At 53.2% G+C, this 16,259-nt stretch carries 13 protein-coding genes; 9 read left to right on the plus strand and 4 right to left on the minus strand.

Annotated features, from left to right (window positions below):
- Window positions 1-13: 13 nt before the first annotated feature.
- Window positions 14-709, minus strand: a complete 696-nt coding sequence (locus CJP72_RS02075) for a CidB/LrgB family autolysis modulator (RefSeq protein ID WP_162379245.1) — start codon at window positions 707-709, stop codon at window positions 14-16.
- On the minus strand, window positions 706-1,104 hold the full coding sequence (locus CJP72_RS02080) for a CidA/LrgA family protein (protein ID WP_162379246.1): 399 nt from the start codon (window positions 1,102-1,104) through the stop codon (window positions 706-708). Before CJP72_RS02080 ends, CJP72_RS02075 begins: the two co-directional genes overlap by 4 nt.
- Before the next feature lie 190 nt (window positions 1,105-1,294).
- Between CJP72_RS02080 and dusC the strand changes: the two genes are divergently transcribed.
- Both dusC and mdtQ read left to right on the plus strand, forming a co-directional pair.
- Window positions 1,295-2,248, plus strand: a complete 954-nt coding sequence (gene dusC / locus CJP72_RS02085; RefSeq protein WP_162379247.1) for a tRNA dihydrouridine(16) synthase DusC — start codon at window positions 1,295-1,297, stop codon at window positions 2,246-2,248.
- 219 nt (window positions 2,249-2,467) lie between these two features.
- Window positions 2,468-3,907, plus strand: a complete 1,440-nt coding sequence (gene mdtQ, locus CJP72_RS02090; RefSeq protein WP_162379248.1) for a multidrug resistance outer membrane protein MdtQ — start codon at window positions 2,468-2,470, stop codon at window positions 3,905-3,907.
- A gap of 36 nt (window positions 3,908-3,943) precedes the next feature.
- Here mdtQ and CJP72_RS02095 read toward each other — a convergent pair whose 3' ends face one another.
- Entirely contained in the window at window positions 3,944-4,513 is a 570-nt protein-coding gene (locus CJP72_RS02095; RefSeq protein ID WP_162379249.1) for a DedA family protein, read from the minus strand.
- A 165-nt stretch (window positions 4,514-4,678) separates the two neighbouring features.
- Between CJP72_RS02095 and CJP72_RS02100 the strand changes: the two genes are divergently transcribed.
- A complete protein-coding gene (locus tag CJP72_RS02100; RefSeq protein ID WP_162379250.1) occupies window positions 4,679-5,266 on the plus strand; it encodes a Yip1 family protein in 588 nt (195 codons plus the stop codon).
- 176 nt (window positions 5,267-5,442) lie between these two features.
- Window positions 5,443-6,390, plus strand: coding sequence for a D-alanyl-D-alanine endopeptidase (gene pbpG / locus CJP72_RS02105; RefSeq protein WP_162379251.1), 948 nt, complete (start codon window positions 5,443-5,445; stop codon window positions 6,388-6,390).
- Window positions 6,391-6,435: 45 nt separating this feature from the next.
- On the opposite strand, the gene dld is transcribed toward pbpG, so the two are convergent.
- A complete protein-coding gene (gene dld / locus CJP72_RS02110; RefSeq protein WP_162379252.1) occupies window positions 6,436-8,142 on the minus strand; it encodes a D-lactate dehydrogenase in 1,707 nt (568 codons plus the stop codon).
- A 196-nt stretch (window positions 8,143-8,338) separates the two neighbouring features.
- On the opposite strand from dld, the gene bglX reads away from it, so the two are divergent.
- The 5 genes from bglX (at window position 8,339) to osmF (ending at window position 16,247) form a co-directional block, all read left to right on the plus strand.
- Entirely contained in the window at window positions 8,339-10,636 is a 2,298-nt protein-coding gene (gene bglX, locus CJP72_RS02115) for a beta-glucosidase BglX (RefSeq protein ID WP_162379253.1), read from the plus strand.
- Window positions 10,637-11,000: 364 nt separating this feature from the next.
- Window positions 11,001-12,365, plus strand: coding sequence for a glycoside hydrolase family 28 protein (locus CJP72_RS02120; protein WP_162379254.1), 1,365 nt, complete (start codon window positions 11,001-11,003; stop codon window positions 12,363-12,365).
- Between the two features lie 42 nt (window positions 12,366-12,407).
- Window positions 12,408-13,964: an MFS transporter gene (locus tag CJP72_RS02125; RefSeq protein WP_162379255.1), complete on the plus strand. Its 1,557-nt coding sequence runs from the start codon at window positions 12,408-12,410 to the stop codon at window positions 13,962-13,964.
- 47 nt (window positions 13,965-14,011) lie between these two features.
- Entirely contained in the window at window positions 14,012-15,259 is a 1,248-nt protein-coding gene (locus tag CJP72_RS02130; RefSeq protein ID WP_162379256.1) for an MFS transporter, read from the plus strand.
- A 70-nt stretch (window positions 15,260-15,329) separates the two neighbouring features.
- Complete coding sequence (osmF, locus tag CJP72_RS02135) at window positions 15,330-16,247, plus strand: glycine betaine ABC transporter substrate-binding protein OsmF (protein WP_162379257.1); 918 nt, start codon at window positions 15,330-15,332, stop codon at window positions 16,245-16,247.
- The last annotated feature ends 12 nt before the right edge of the window (window positions 16,248-16,259 follow it).

A 16,259-nucleotide genomic window follows, 5' to 3' on the forward strand; every position in this document is an offset into this window, starting at 1 on the left:
CGCATCGCAAATTTTAACCCACAACCGCCAAAATGACAGGAAACAAAAAAGGAGCCAAAAGCGAGGTGATAATCCCGCAAATCACCAGCGCCAGCGAACTAAAGGCGCCTTCCTGGTAATCCAGCTCAGCGCAACGTGCCGTGCCGAGAGCATGTGATGCTGTTCCCATTGCCAGCCCGCGCGCGGCTTTGGTACGGATCCGCATGGCGTTTAACAGCGTATGACCAAACACTGCCCCGAGGATCCCGACAAATATTACGCATACCGCGCTGATCGCCGGAATGCCGCCCAGACTCCCCCCAACCGCCATCGCGATAGGTGTGGTGACCGATTTGGGCAATACCGACGCAGCGATTTCCGGCGTGGCGCCCATCAGCAAGGCGACCGACGTGCCCGTCACCATCGCGACGACACTGCCACAGAAACAGATAGTGATGATGGATTTCCAACGGGCTCGGATCTGGTGCAATTGCTCATAGAGCGGATAGGCCAGCGCCACCACGGCAGGTTGCAGCAGGTCGTTCAGCACTTTACTGCCCTGAAAATAGTGATCGTAAGGCGTACCGGTGAGGATAAGCAAAGGAATGATAACCACCATTGCGACCAGCAGCGGGTTCAGCAATGGCATCTTAAAACGCACCGCCAGCTTACGCGCTGCGAAAAATACCGCCAGTGTCAGAGGTAATGACCACCAGATGTACGACATCATTGTTTTGATCCTTTATGCCCAACCACTTTTCGTTCGCCGTGCACAATATGCGAGCTCCAGCTAACCACCAGAAAGACAACCAGCGTACTTATCGCGCAAGAGACAACGACGGGTCCAAACTGCGCGCGCAGCAAGTCAAAGTACTGCATCACGCCAACGCCAATGGGAACGAAAAGTAACGCCATATAGCGAATAAGCACGTAGCAACCTGGATTGACCCATTTGGCGGGCAGAATTTGCAGTGCCAGTAAAACGAAGAGGATCAGCATGCCGATGATGCTGCCGGGAATGGTGATCGGAAGCAGCGACGCAATAAAAATACCTGCATATAAGCAGGCATAGATCAGCACAAATGCGCGTAAATATTGCCAGACGATATTCAGTGATTTACTCATAGCAAACGCCCTTGAAGAGAGGGATTCATCATACAATTAAACTTTAAAATGTGCTACCGATCACATCATGAATTCTGAGCATAGTGGAGATAGACAACGGGAACGTTACGTCATAAAGATCATAGCGGAGAGACTTTAAACCGCCCTGGAGAGACGCTACCATAGCGCCTCTTTTTTTGCGGATAATGATATGCGTGTTTTGCTGGCGCCGATGGAAGGCGTGCTCGATTCTCTGGTGCGCGAGCTCCTGACCGATGTGAATGACTACGATCTGTGCATCACGGAATTTGTGCGCGTGGTAGATCAACTGCTACCGGCGAAAGTATTCCACCGTATTTGCCCGGAATTGCTCAATGCCAGCCGGACACCCTCGGGCACGCTGGTGCGTATTCAACTGCTGGGGCAATATCCGCAATGGCTGGCGGAAAATGCCGCGCGTGCGGTGGAGTTAGGATCGTATGGCGTCGATCTTAACTGCGGCTGTCCGTCGAAGCTGGTCAATGGCAGCGGCGGTGGCGCAACCTTGCTCAAAGATCCTGAGCTTATCTATCAGGGGGCAAAGGCGATGCGTGAGGCGGTACCTGCTCATCTGCCCGTGACGGTTAAAGTGCGTCTTGGCTGGGACAGCGGCGACAGAAAATTTGAAATTGCCGATGCAGTACAGCAGGCTGGCGCGAGCGAACTGGCGGTACACGGTCGTACGAAAGAGCAAGGTTATAAAGCGGAGCACATTGACTGGCAGGCGATTGGCGAAATCCGACAGCGTTTAACGATTCCGGTTATCGCCAATGGTGAGATCTGGGACTGGCAAAGTGCGCAGGCGTGTATGGCGATAAGCGGTTGCGACGCTGTGATGATCGGGAGAGGGGCATTAAATATCCCCAACCTGAGTCGTGTAGTGAAATATAACGAACCGCGTATGTCATGGCCTGATGTGGTGGCGTTGTTGCAGAAATATACCCGGCTGGAAAAGCAAGGCGATACCGGGCTTTATCACGTGGCGCGCATCAAACAGTGGCTGGGGTATTTACGTAAAGAGTATTCAGAAGCGACCACGCTTTTTCAGGAAATTCGTTCACTCAATAATTCACCGGATATTGCCCGCGCGATTCAGACCATTGATATTGCGTCACTGCGGCCATGAGACATGGCCGATGACGCAGTGGTGGACTGGGCGAACCAGGGGAGCAAAATGGGGTTTGTATTTATTTATCATTTAAATAATTTATAAATATTCATTTAAATGGAATATATTTTTCTGATTATTTCTTTTATTTTCCAAAGATGTATTGCCACGCGTAACTAAAAAAACAGACGCGACACCACGTAATCTCTGCACACCTTTTCTTACCAGAATATCTTAATGAATCGTTATTCTCCTTTTGTCGCGACCGCGTGTTTACCGCTATTGGTTGCTCTTGCGGGATGCGCCCCGATGCACGACAACCGCCAGGCGTTGGCGCAGCAGACGCCCGCGTCACACGTCGAATCTGCATTACCGGTGGCATTGAAAAACGGTTGGCCGGACAGCCAGTGGTGGCGGGCCTATCAGGATCCTCAGTTGAACGCGCTGATTGAGAGTGCGCTGGCACATGCGCCAGATATGCAGGTGGCAGAACAGCGTATTCAATTAGCAGAGGCGCAGGCTAAAGCGATTGAAGCGCAGGACGGGCCGCAGGTCGATTTCTCGGCAAATGCAGAACGGCAGAAAATGTCAGCCGAAGGGTTGATGGGACCTTTTGCCATTACCGATCCTGCCGCGGGCACGACCGGCCCGTGGTACACCAACGGTACATTTGGGCTAACGGCGGGCTGGAACCTGGATTTGTGGGGTAAGAACCGGGCGGAAGTGACTGCGCGGATTGGCGTTGTCAAAGCGCGTGAAGCCGAGCAGGAACAGACCCGTCAACTGCTGGCGAGCGGTGTGACGCGTTTATACAGGGAGTGGCAAACCCAGGCGGCGCTGAGCAACGTGTTAACTGAGATTGAACAAGAGCAAAAAAATATCATTACGGTGGACCGCCAACTGTATCAAAACGGCATTACCTCCTCCGTGGAAGGCGTGGAGACGGACATCGACGACAGCAAAACGCAGCAGCAACTCAATGATGTCGCCGGTAAAATGAAAATCATTGAGGCAAGGCTGGCGGCGCTAACCCAACGGCAATCCACACCGCTTACGCTGCATGTGGTTGCGCTGCCAAAAGTGGAAAGCGCGTTACCTGCGCAGTTAGGGTATTCATTACTGGCTCGTCGGGCAGATTTGCAGGCTGAGCACTGGTACATTGAGTCATCGCTGGGCAGCGTTGAGGCGGCGAAAGCGGCTTTTTATCCTGACATCAACCTGATGGCTTTTTTGCAGCAGGATGCGCTGCACATGAGCGATCTGTTCCGCAGTTCAGCGCAACAAATGGGCGTGACTGCCGGACTGACGCTGCCGATCTTCGACAGTGGCAGGCTAAATGCTGATCTCGATATCGCGAAGGCGCAGAGTAACCTCTCAATCGCGAATTACAACAAAGCGGTGGTTGACGCGGTGAATGACGTGACGCGCGCGGCAAGCCAGGTTGAAACGATAGCGGCAAAAAATCAGCACCAGCGGCAGATTGAACAGGATGCTCAACGTGTTGTTGGACTGGCGCAGGCGCGTTTCAATGCCGGTATCATTGCCGGTTCCCGGGTCAGTCAGGCGAAGATCCCGGCGCTACGCGAGTATTGCAACGGCTTGATTTTGCAAGGTCAGTGGCTTGATGCTTCTGTTCAACTGACCAGCGCATTAGGCGGGGGCTACCACACAAGCTGACAGTCAGTAGCTGGCAGCGCTCGCTGTCGGCTGCCTTTATTGCGCTTTTTGCCTGCTGCGCCGTTTCAGCCACCAGCGTGTCCCCACCACCAGCCCGACAATCAGAACCAGCCAGACGCCATGTTTGATGTGTTGATCGAGATGGTGCAACCAGGGCGCAACCACTTCACCGCCGAGATAACCCAGGGCCGTAAACAGCAGCGCCCAAATCAGGGCACCTAAAACATTCAGCGGCAGAAAGATCTTTGGCGGCAAGTGGCTGGCGCCAATCAGAAGCGGGCCAATGACGCGGAATCCGTACATGAAACGTGTCCCGATCACAAACAGATAAGGGCGGCGTTGGATCATCTTTTGCGCGTAATGAATTTTGCTGCGATGACGCGAGAAGCGGCGCAGAATTTTCCCGCCAAAGCGACGCCCCACTAAATAAAGGACCTGATCGCCGATCATGCCGCCGAGCGCAACGGAGACGACGACCAACGGAAATTTGAGTAACCCCTGATGTGCAGCGACACCCCCTAACAGGGTGATGGTTTCGCCTTCGGCCAGACTGCCAATGACCAGCGCGGCATAGCCGTAGTGCGTGATAAGACTGTTTATATCCATACGTCTGTATGACCTCCACAATCTTTAGCATACACCTTATGAATCTTTATGGCCGGAAAAGCGCCCGTTCAGCGAACCGGTATTTTGCGGGCTGTACATAAAATAATCGAAAGCTGAATTATACTTGAAGTGTTGAGGTCCGGAGCTGACAAGAAGGGGGGCGGTATGAACCATGTCTGGGGGCTGTTTTCCCATCCCGATCGTGAAATGCACGTGATCAAGAGTGAAAACGAAACCATTTCTCACCACTACACCCACCATGTACTGATGATGGCGGCAATCCCGGTGATTTGCGCATTTATTGGCACGACGCAAATTGGCTGGAATTTTGGCGATGGCAATGTATTTCAGCTTTCACTGTTCACCGGTTTTGCACTGGCCATTGTTTTCTACGCGGTCATGCTGGCAGGTGTGGCGGTCATGGGTCGGGTCATCTGGTGGATGGCGCGAAACTATCCGCAACGACCTTCTCTGGCGCACTGCATGGTCTTTGCCGGCTATGTCGCCACGCCGCTTTTCCTGAGCGGTTTTGTGGCGCTCTATCCGCTGGTATGGCTGTGTGCGCTGGTCGGTACCATCGCGCTGTTCTACACCGGTTATTTGTTGTATCTCGGTGTCCCGACATTTCTGAACATTAACAAAGAGGAAGGGCTGAGCTTTTCCAGTTCGACGCTGGCCATCGGCGTGTTGGTGCTGGAAGTGCTGTTAGCTATCACGGTGATCCTGTGGGGCTACGGGTATCGCTTATTCTGATTTAATCCTCTTCAAGGGCGTTGCTGGCGTAAAAGTCAGCAACGGAGCATTTGTTGACGATTCTTCTGTGGCGGCAAACCTGCCCGATCGCTATGATGCCTGAGCTAGCTTGAGTTTATGCTTAACTTAGGCGGTGCGCGTTGTGACGTGCGTGAACCATTATCAGAAATCTCATCATGCTGAAATTCCGAGTTTCAATACTAAGCCTTGCCCTGATGCTGGCTGTCCCTTTTGCGCCGCAGGCAGTGGCGAAAACGACGGCTACCGCAACAGCGTCTCAACCTGAGATAGCGTCTGGTAGCGCGATGATTGTTGATTTAAATACCAACAAAGTTATCTATTCGAACCATCCTGACCTTGTGCGTCCGATTGCGTCGATCACCAAATTAATGACGGCGATGGTGGTGCTTGATGCGCGACTGCCGCTGAACGAAAAACTGAAAGTGGATATCAGTCAGACGCCAGAAATGAAAGGGATCTACTCCCGCGTGCGTCTGAACAGTGAAATTAGTCGTAAAGATATGCTGCTGCTGGCGTTGATGTCCTCGGAAAACCGCGCGGCAGCAAGCCTTGCGCACCATTATCCGGGCGGCTACAACGCGTTTATCAAAGCGATGAATGCCAAAGCCAAAGCGTTGGGCATGACCCACACGCGGTTTGTGGAACCGACGGGGTTATCCATTCATAACGTCTCGACGGCGCGCGACTTAACAAAACTGCTGATTGCCAGCAAACAGTATCCGCTGCTGGGTCAGTTGAGCACGACCCGCGAAGACATGGCCACGTTTTCCAACCCGGCTTACACGCTGCCATTCCGTAACACTAACCATCTGGTGTATCGCGATAACTGGAATATTCAGTTGACCAAGACGGGCTTTACCAATGCGGCGGGGCACTGTCTGGTGATGCGCACCGTCATTAATAACAAACCGGTGGCGCTGGTGGTGATGGATGCCTTCGGCAAATACACGCACTTTGCCGATGCCAGCCGTTTACGGACGTGGATTGAAACCGGCAAAGTCATGCCGGTTCCGCCAGCAGCGCTGAGTTATAAGAAGCAAAAAGCCGCGCAGATGGCCGCTGCGGGCACCAGTAAGGGTGAGCAAACAGCGCAAAACGATTAATGCGTTTCAGAATACCCGAGAGCGTTACGCTCTCGGGCTACCGCATCACTTCCAGTACTTCTGTTTACTTGTCTTACCGATACCCGGATTCATGCTATTCGTCGGGTCATTTTCCCGATAAAAACGGGTGAGCGTTTCTGGCGCTTTATACAGATGCCCAACGTTATGTTCCGCCGGGTATTGCGCCCCGCGCTGGCGGAGGAGTTCCAGCATGTGCTCTTTTAACGCATGCGCATCGACGCCTTTCTTCACGATGTAATCCTGGTGGAAGACGTAGCACATAAAATGACCGTAATAGAGTTTATGCACCAGTTGATTGCTGATTTCTGGCGGCAGGTGCTCATACCATTCGGTATCGTTGCGGCGCAGGGCAATGTCGAGCGCCAGAATATCCTCTACCTCATCAGCATGAACTGCCTGATAACGAATGGCCGCGCCTGCCGCGGCAAAACGGTGCAGGAACGCTTTACTGCCTTCTTCGGGCGTGCAGGCGAAAAAGTCACCCTCGGCGGTTTTGAAGAACTCCGTCAACCAGTTTTGCGCTTCTGCTACGCCGTCTCCGGCCATTTTTAACAGCAGGTGATGCTCGTATTTATCGCGCCAGCTTTTCATCCGTGGCGGCAGGTGGCTCGGGAACAGATGACCGAACTTCTGCATCGCGCGGTCAGTAAAGTTCGGACGGAAAAATTTCACTTTTTCCAGCATCGCATCGGTACGGCCTTTCAGGGTGAAGAAGAACGGCATTTTGTCGGTGCCGAGCTTGTCGATCATCAGGAACGTATCTTTGCCGTATTTTTCCGCGATGTCATAAATGTCGCGATGCATATATTCGCCCGCAACCGGCAGGTTCTCAAACGTCGCCAGAATATGGCGGCGGATTTCCGTCAATACGTCCGGCTGGTTGGTGCCAATGTAGAAGACCTGCTGATTTTTTTCAGCCGGGAAGGTGTCCAGACGTACGGCGAAGACGGCCAGCTTGCCCGCGCAACCGGAGGATTCATATAAGCGCTCCGGGTCGGCGTTGTAACGTGCGGGCGTGTCGGCGTCAATATCGCGCACGCGCGTGACGTAATCGTGGTCGTGCGCATGGCGGCCATCATGGCGCACGTCTTCATCTTTGACGCGCTCATCATCCAGTTTGCTGAGGATCTGCTCCGGCGTCTCACCCAGATCGATGCCCAGATGGTTAACGAGTTGCAATTTACCCTGTTCATCAATGCGTGCGAACAGTGACATCTCGGTGTAGGCCGGGCCACGCTGCACCAGCGATCCTCCCGAGTTATTACAAATCCCCCCGATGACGGAAGCACCAATGCAGGAGGAACCAATCACTGAGTGCGGTTCGCGGCCAAAGGGTTTAAGCGCTTTTTCCAGCGAATAGAGGGTGGTGCCTGGAAACGCCAGCACCTGCTCGCCTTTCTCCAGCAAATGGAGTTTGTCGAGGCGCAGGGTGCTGATGATGACAATGTCCCGATCGTAATCATTACCGCTGGGTGTGGAACCTTCGGTCAGCCCGGTATTGGCGGCCTGCATCAGAATAATTTTGTCGGCGTTGACGCATGCATTAAGGACGCGCCATAACTCCATCAGCGAACCAGGGAAAACCACGGCCAGCGCGTCGCCGTGTCCGGAACGAAAGCCCTTGCGATAGCGGGCGGTTTTAGACGGGTCAGTGAGCAGGTGTGATTGACCCACCAGGCGGGCGAGCTCATGAATTAAATCGTTATTATCGGTTTTTGTAATGGAAGACATTTTCCACTCCTTGTGGTGGGACAAAATATCGGTGTTAAGCATAGCGCTTTGTATGACGATTTCATTCATGAATGTTTCGAAAAAATCGGAGAATAACCTTAGCTTTCTTTTTCTCACCCGTTTAGGCTTATGGCAAACTACGGTTTTTGCTATATTTTCGCCGCCTCTGCGGGCTAAAAAATAAGAGAGAAACAACATGAAATGGCTATGTTCTGTAGGTGTCGCGGTGAGTCTGGCCTTGCAGCCAGCGCTGGCGGAGTCGCTGTTTGGCAATCACCCCTTAACGCCGGAGGCGCGGGACGCGTTTGTCACCGAATTGCTCACGAAAATGACGGTTGATGAGAAAATCGGGCAACTGCGTTTGATAAGCGTAGGGCCGGACAATCCAAAAGAAGCCATCCGCGAAATGATCAAAGACGGGCAGGTGGGGGCGATTTTTAATACCGTCACCCGCCAGGATATCCGCAAAATGCAGGATCAGGTCATGGAACTCAGCCGCCTGAAAATTCCTCTGTTCTTTGCCTATGACGTGTTGCACGGTCAGCGTACCGTTTTTCCTATTAGTCTCGGTCTGGCATCGTCCTTTAACCTGGATGCGGTCAAAACCGTGGGACGCGTTTCAGCCTACGAAGCGGCGGATGATGGCCTGAATATGACCTGGGCGCCGATGGTGGATGTCTCGCGCGATCCGCGTTGGGGACGGGCTTCCGAAGGGTTTGGCGAAGATACGTATCTGACCGAAACGATGGGCAAAACCATGGTGGAAGCGATGCAGGGCAAAAGCCCGGCGGATCGCTACTCGGTAATGACCAGTGTGAAACATTTCGCTGCCTACGGTGCGGTTGAGGGCGGTAAAGAGTACAACACGGTAGATATGAGCCCGCAGCGCCTGTTCAACGATTATATGCCGCCGTACAAAGCCGGACTGGATGCCGGCAGCGGCGCGGTAATGGTGGGGCTTAACTCGTTAAATGGCACTCCGGCCACTTCCGACGCCTGGCTGTTGAAAAAGATATTGCGCGATCAGTGGGGCTTTAAAGGGATCACTGTTTCCGACCACGGGGCGATTAAAGAGCTTATCAAGCACGGCACTGCTGCCGATCCTGAAGATGCCGTGCGTGTGGCGATCACCTCCGGCATCAACATGAGCATGAGTGATGAGTATTACAGCAAATACCTTCCGGGTTTGATTAAGTCTGGCAAAGTGACGATGGCTGAGCTGGATGACGCGACGCGTCACGTCCTTAACGTTAAATACGATATGGGGTTATTTAACGATCCTTACAGCCATTTGGGGGCAAAAGAGACTGACCCGCAGGACACCAACGCGGAAAGCCGTTTGCACCGTAAGGAAGCGCGTGATGTTGCGCGTGAGAGTCTGGTTTTGCTGAAAAACCGTCTTGAAACGCTGCCGCTGAAAAAATCCGGCACCATTGCCGTGGTAGGGCCGTTGGCCGACAGCAAACGTGATGTGATGGGCAGTTGGTCCGCCGCAGGCGTTGCCGATCAGTCCGTGACGGTGCTGACGGGCATTAAAAATGTGCTGGGCGATAACGGTAAGGTGGTGTACGCCAAAGGGGCGAACATCACCAACGATAAAGGCATTGTGGATTTCCTCAATCTGTACGAAGAGGCAGTGAAGGTTGATACTCGCTCACCGCAGACGATGATTGATGAAGCAGTTGCCGCCGCGACGCAATCTGACGTCGTGGTCGCCGTGGTCGGGGAAGCTCAGGGGATGGCTCACGAAGCCTCCAGCCGTACCGATATCAACATTCCGCAAAGCCAGCGTGATTTGATTACGGCGCTGAAAGCGACGGGTAAACCGCTGGTGCTGGTGTTGATGAATGGACGTCCGTTGCAGCTTGTGAAAGAAGATCAGCAGGCTGATGCAATTCTCGAGACCTGGTTTGCCGGTACCGAAGGCGGTAACGCCATCGCCGATGTGCTGTTTGGCGACTACAACCCATCGGGTAAATTACCGATGTCCTTCCCGCGCTCTGTCGGGCAGATCCCGGTTTACTACAGTCACCTGAACACCGGTCGTCCGTATAACGCTGACAAGCCGAACAAGTACACCTCGCGTTACTTTGATGAGGCGAATGGCCCACTGTATCCGTTTGGCTATGGGTTGAGTTACACCACATTTACACTCTCGGAAGTGAAACTCTCCTCTCCAACGATGAAACGTGATGGCTCAGTCACTGCCAGCGTGCAGGTCACCAATACCGGCAAGCGTGAAGGCGCGACGGTGATTCAGCTGTATCTGCAGGATGTGACGGCTTCTGTGAGTCGCCCGGTGAAACAACTGAAAGGGTTTGAGAAAATCACGCTGAAGCCAGGAGAAACGCAGACCGTCAGTTTCCCGATTGACATCGACGCGCTTAAGTTCTGGAACCAAAGCATGAAGTATGATGCTGAACCCGGTAAGTTTAACGTCTTCATCGGTGTGGATTCCGCCAGGGTAAAACAAGGCGAGTTTGAACTGCTGTAAGATATGAATGAAAGGCTGGGAAACCAGCCTTTTTTACGTTTTGAACTGAATATTTCCTGGTTTGCAATAGCGATTCTTTTGTTTTTTATTGAATTGTGATGGCCGTCGGTATTTATTGCATGCGAGGAATAATTACCTCTACCTGCGATCCCTTACTCCCTTCATTTAAGTTAAAACCGTGCGTTAGATCACCTCTCAGGGGAAGTTACTGTTGCGTTTTGTGAGAGCGCTCAAATATTTAGTGACCCCGCCCACGCAGACGTGAAGCGTCTCACTGTTACGTCAAAAAGCCTGTTTTCGCTGCGGGCGAGAGAGAGAAAAACTTCGTTAAATGCCGTCCAATACACTTGTGACAGGTAGGACTATGAAGCTCTCTTTAGAAAATAGCTCGCTTGATAAAACCGGTAACACGGTGGTCACCGCGCAGCTTCAGCAAATGATTGACGAGATCGGTAGGGCAGGCGGCGGTACGCTTACCCTCACGCCTGGAATTTATCGCTCCGGTACGCTGGTACTCCCTTCGAATTTTACGCTGCACCTCGAGGCCGGGGCGAGTCTGCTTGCCAGCGCCGATGCTGAGGATTATCAGGCGGTAGAAACAGTCACCATGGCTGAGTTGTCACGCATGGCGCTGATTTATGCCCGTGGCCAGCACCACATCACGCTCAGCGGCGAAGGTCGCATTGACGGCGAGGCGAACAACTGGTTTGCCGCGCAGCCGGACGATCAAGGCTATCGACTGCCGAAAAACCAACGTCCGCGTCTGCTGGTGCTGGAAGGTTGCGAGCAGATCCGTATTCGCGATATCACCTTGTATGACGCCCCGATGTGGACGGCGCATCTGGTGAGCTGCAACCATGTCTATATCCGCAATCTGACCATTGATAACTCCCTGACGCTGCCGAACACCGACGCGCTGGATATCGACAGCTGCCAGCACGTGCATATCAGCGACAGCTACTTCAGTGCGGCGGATGACGGTATTTGTCTGAAGACCACCAACAAGCCCGCCTCGCTCCAACAGCCTATTCGCAACGTTGTCGTGAATAACTGCATCGTTCGTTCGAAAAGCTGCGCCATCAAGATTGGTACAGAAACGTTCGCTGATATTGAAAATATCACCCTGTCCAACTGCACGATTATTGAATCTAACCGCGGGATTGGCCTGGTGTCGCGTGATGGCGGACGTTTTCAGCAGATGGTGTTCAGCAACATCCTGTTTGACTGCCTCCATGCTCACCCTTGTCATTGGGGGAAAGCCGATCCGGTCTACATTTCTGTGCGCCGTCGCGCGCCTGACATTACGCCTGGCGTTGTTTCGAACATCACCTTCAGCAACCTTGCCGGCACTGCGGAAGGGGCGATTAACCTGCACAGCGAAACGGCAGGCATGATCCGCGATGTCACGTTCAATGGGATCAGTATCGAACAACAGGTCAGCACGTCTGAGGAACAAGGATTCTACGACATTCGTCCGCCGTGCAATCCAGAACGCCCAACGGGTATGGGACTGGATAACGCCTACAACGTTAACCCGCAGACCGGTCGCGCCCATGGCGTTGAAGCCTTCCCCGGTGGATTACCCGCGTTTTATGCCAACGGCATCACGGGGTTGCGGTTGTCTGGCATCACTGTTCGTCGCCCTGAAACGCTGCCTGCTCACTGGCACAAACAACCCATCGTATTGCTCAACGTTCAGGACTGCCTGACGGATTCTCCCTCTGCTTGAGGGAAATGCTCTGTATGCCTTTTCAGTGACCGGGGATAGAAAATGATAAAAAAAGCACGTGAAATAAAGATGCACAATTACGTCTGCTATGGTCTTGCAGACGTGATTGGCTCCGGCGCCTTCACTCTGGTGAGTGCATGGCTGCTGTTCTTCTTAACCACCTTCTGTGGACTGACGCCGATTCAGGCCGGTTCACTGTTTGCCGTGGCGCGTATCGTTGATGTGATCATGTGTCCGTTAATGGGCTACATCTCAGATAACTTCCACAAAACGCGTCTGGGCCGTCGTTTTGGCCGCCGCCGTTTCTTCCTGCTGCTGAGTATCCCGCTGGTTGCGGTATATAGCCTGCTGTGGGTGGAAGGCTTCAATTACTGGATGTATCTGCTGGTCTACATCCTGTTTGAAGTGGTGTACTCCATGATCATCATCCCGTATGACACGCTTTCTGCGGAGATGACGTCTGACTTTAACAAACGTTCGAAACTGACCAGCGCGCGTATGTACATCGCACAGCTTGCCGGTTTTGCCGCGGCGTTCCTGCCAGGACGACTGATCTCTTACTTTGGCGCAGATTCGTCAGACTCGTTTTTCTATGCGGGTGCTATCTTCACCGTTTCGTTCATGATCGTGCTGTTCTTTGTTTACTTCGGCACCTGGGAACGCTCTCTGGAAGAGATCGAACAAAACGAGCGCAAAATTGATGAGACGGAAAAACTGCCTCTCGGCACCCGTATTTACAATATTTACTACGATTTCGTCTCCACGCTGAAAATCAAAACCTTCCGTTCGCATCTGGGGATGTATCTGGGTGGCTCAGTCGCGCAGGATATCTTCAACTCCGTGTTCACCTATTTTGTGGTGTTCGCGCTGATGACCTCCTCTGTGATGGCGTCAAACCTGCTGGCGATGATCAACGGCCTGCAATTCTTTGGCGTTGGTCTGGCGACCTGGTTAACGTTGAGCTTCTCGCCTTCACGCGCGTTTGCCACTCAGGGCACGCTGGCAGTTCTGGCGTTCATTCTGTTTACCGTGACCTGGATGAACGGCTCAACCAGCATGGCGATGCTGTATCTGGCGGCAGGTATTGCCGGTCTGGCGCGCGGTGGTATCTATGCCATTCCTTGGAACAACTACACCTTTGTGGCTGACGTGGATGAAATCCTCACCTGTAACCGTCGTGAAGGGATCTTTGCCGGGTTCATGAGCTTGCTGCGTAAAGCGTCCCAGGCGCTGTCCATTTTCCTGGTCGGTGTCGCGCTGCAAATGGCCGGTTTTGTCTCCGGGCAAACCAGTCAGCCAGAGTCTGCCATCAATATGATCATGATTATCATGATTGTCCTGCCGGTGCTCCTCACCCTGTGGGGGATCTGGTCTGCATTCCAGTTCAAAGTTAATAGCCGCACTCACGCGATCCTCAATGAAGAGGTTGCCCGCCTCAAGCGTGGTGAAAGCAAAGCGACCGTTAGCGCTGAAAACAAAGCCGTTATCGAAAGCCTGACCGGGATGCCGTACGAACAGTGCTGGGGTGAGAATACCGTTGGCTACGTGAACCGCAGCCATATGAAATCGCAGTCTGCTGCCCAACTAAAAAATGCCTGAAGACCGGGGCGGACAGCAATGTCCGCCTGCTATTGGAAGAGAACAAAATGACTGAACAGAGCCTGGTGATGCAACAAGGGCTATGGGCGCGGATGGGATTACCTCGCGAACTTTGCTGGGGATTTATCGGCGTTTTTCTTTTTATTACGGGCGCAACCATAGAACAAAGTTGGCTCTCCTCAATGCTGCAACAACGGGGATTCTCTCCGTTTGATATCAGCCTGTTGTCATCCATATTTGGCCTGTGTGTGGCGGCGATCTCCTGGTTTTCCGGCATTGGCGCCGGGGTGCTGGGATTACGCCGTTTAATGTGGGTCGCGACGGCGGTGTACTTTATCGGCTCAGTGCCGTTTATCTTTTTTGCTTTACCGCAAAACAACTATCCGTTGATGGTCGCCACCTACGCGTTGCGCGGTGTCGCATACCCACTTTTCGCTTATTCGTTTCTGGTATGGATCAACCAACGTTGTGAAATTCGGATTCTGGGACGCGCGGTGTCCTGGTTCTGGATTGCGTTTGGTGTTGGTATGACCATCGTCGGCCCGTGGTATTCAAGCCTGATGATTGCGAAATGGGGAGAAACCAACACCCTGCTGAGTGGCTTTATCTTTGTCCTGTGCGGCGCGTTCTGCGCGTTGGTGCTGAACCGCGATCGTCCCGACTGGCAGCGCGGGCAGGCGCTGGGACCGGCGCTTCTCGAAGGGATAACCGTACTGGCGCGTGAACCGAAAATGCGTCTGGCGGTGGTGGTGAAAACCATCAACGACATTGGTAAATTTTCACTGGTGATCCTGATGCCGGTGTATCTGCCCCGGTTTGGTTTCAGCATCGCGGAGTGGCTGACTATCTGGGGTCTGGTCAACGTCATCAATATATTCTCCAGTTATCTGTTTGGCTGGTTAGGCGACACCATTGGCTGGCGTAATACGGTGATGTGGTTTTCCGGCACACTGTGTGGGGTTGCCTCGCTGGCGGTCTGCTATGCGCCGGTGTTGTTCGGTGATAGCGAACTGGCGTTGTTCCTGGCGTTGTCGATATATGCAATTGGGCTTGGGGCGTTTGGACCATTGAGCGCACTGATCCCCTCGTTGTTGCCACAAAATAAAGGGGCGGCCATTTCGTGTCTGAACCTGGGTTCCGGGTTAAGTAATTTTGCCGGACCGTTTATTGTGACGCTGTGCGTCGGGCCGTTTGGCGTAGAGGGGACACTGTGGGTGATCGCCATTCTCTATTTCGCCGCCAGCCTGTTGACGATACCGCTAAGATTGCCAGATAACCCGCAAGTGCCAGGTTAACTTCTGACTTTTCGTCTATGCTTTTTCCTCAAGTCTCTGAAAAGGGCAGCAAAAGAGTGAGGAAAGCGACATGACAATCTCAAAGCTATGGTTGAGCTCACTGGCGCTGGTCGCGGCAGTGAGCTTTCCCTTACAGGCTGCATCTCCTGTCACCGTCGGGTCGAAGATCGACACCGAAGGGGCGCTGCTCGGCAATATTATTCTGCAAGTGCTGGAAAGCCACGGCGTTAAAACAGTCAATAAAGTGCAACTGGGCACCACGCCCGTGGTGCGCGGGGCGATCACTTCCGGTGAGCTGGATATTTACCCGGAATATACCGGCAATGGCGCCTTCTTCTTCAAAGATGAAAACGATCCGGCGTGGAAAAATGCCGAGGCCGGTTTTGAAAAAGTCAAAAAGCTGGATGCTGAGCAAAATAAGCTGGTCTGGCTCACCCCCGCACCGGCAAATAATACGTGGACCATTGCGGTACGTCAGGACGTGGCAGAAAAGCACAAACTCGCGTCGCTTGCCGATTTGGGGCGCTATTTGAAAGAGGGCGGCGAGTTTAAGCTGGCGGCGTCGGCTGAATTTATCGAGCGCACTGATGCGCTTCCCGCCTTTGAAAAAGCCTACGATTTTAAACTGAATCAGAACCAGTTGCTGTCGCTGGCGGGCGGCGATACGGCGGTCACCATTAAAGCCGCCGCCCAGCAAACGTCCGGCGTCAATGCGGCAATGGCGTATGGGACCGATGGGCCGGTCGCGGCGCTGGGTCTGCAAACGTTGAGCGATCCAAAAGGCGTTCAGCCCATTTATGCCCCTGCACCGGTGGTTCGCGACGCCGTACTGAAAGCGTATCCGCAAATCGCCGAATGGCTACAGCCGGTATTTGCCAGCCTGGATGAGAAAACCCTGCAGCAATTAAACGCCAGCATCGCCGTCGAAGGGCTGGATGCGAAAAAAGTGGCGGCGGACTACCTGAAGCAAAAAGGGTGGGTGAAGTAACGGTATTTGTCT

Source organism: Citrobacter sp. NCU1 (assembly GCF_010231475.1).
Lineage (GTDB): Bacteria > Pseudomonadota > Gammaproteobacteria > Enterobacterales > Enterobacteriaceae > Citrobacter_D.

Coding starts and splice junctions, on each gene's coding strand:
- bglX (WP_162379253.1), top strand. CDS start 8,339: ATGAAATGGCTATGTTCTGTAGGTGTCGCGGTGAGTCTGGCCTTGCAG.
- mdtQ (WP_162379248.1), top strand. CDS start 2,468: ATGAATCGTTATTCTCCTTTTGTCGCGACCGCGTGTTTACCGCTATTG.
- osmF (WP_162379257.1), top strand. CDS start 15,330: ATGACAATCTCAAAGCTATGGTTGAGCTCACTGGCGCTGGTCGCGGCA.
- CJP72_RS02080 (WP_162379246.1), bottom strand. CDS start 1,104: ATGAGTAAATCACTGAATATCGTCTGGCAATATTTACGCGCATTTGTG.
- dusC (WP_162379247.1), top strand. CDS start 1,295: ATGCGTGTTTTGCTGGCGCCGATGGAAGGCGTGCTCGATTCTCTGGTG.
- CJP72_RS02075 (WP_162379245.1), bottom strand. CDS start 709: ATGATGTCGTACATCTGGTGGTCATTACCTCTGACACTGGCGGTATTT.
- CJP72_RS02130 (WP_162379256.1), top strand. CDS start 14,012: ATGACTGAACAGAGCCTGGTGATGCAACAAGGGCTATGGGCGCGGATG.
- CJP72_RS02125 (WP_162379255.1), top strand. CDS start 12,408: ATGATAAAAAAAGCACGTGAAATAAAGATGCACAATTACGTCTGCTAT.
- CJP72_RS02120 (WP_162379254.1), top strand. CDS start 11,001: ATGAAGCTCTCTTTAGAAAATAGCTCGCTTGATAAAACCGGTAACACG.
- CJP72_RS02095 (WP_162379249.1), bottom strand. CDS start 4,513: ATGGATATAAACAGTCTTATCACGCACTACGGCTATGCCGCGCTGGTC.
- pbpG (WP_162379251.1), top strand. CDS start 5,443: ATGCTGAAATTCCGAGTTTCAATACTAAGCCTTGCCCTGATGCTGGCT.
- dld (WP_162379252.1), bottom strand. CDS start 8,142: ATGTCTTCCATTACAAAAACCGATAATAACGATTTAATTCATGAGCTC.
- CJP72_RS02100 (WP_162379250.1), top strand. CDS start 4,679: ATGAACCATGTCTGGGGGCTGTTTTCCCATCCCGATCGTGAAATGCAC.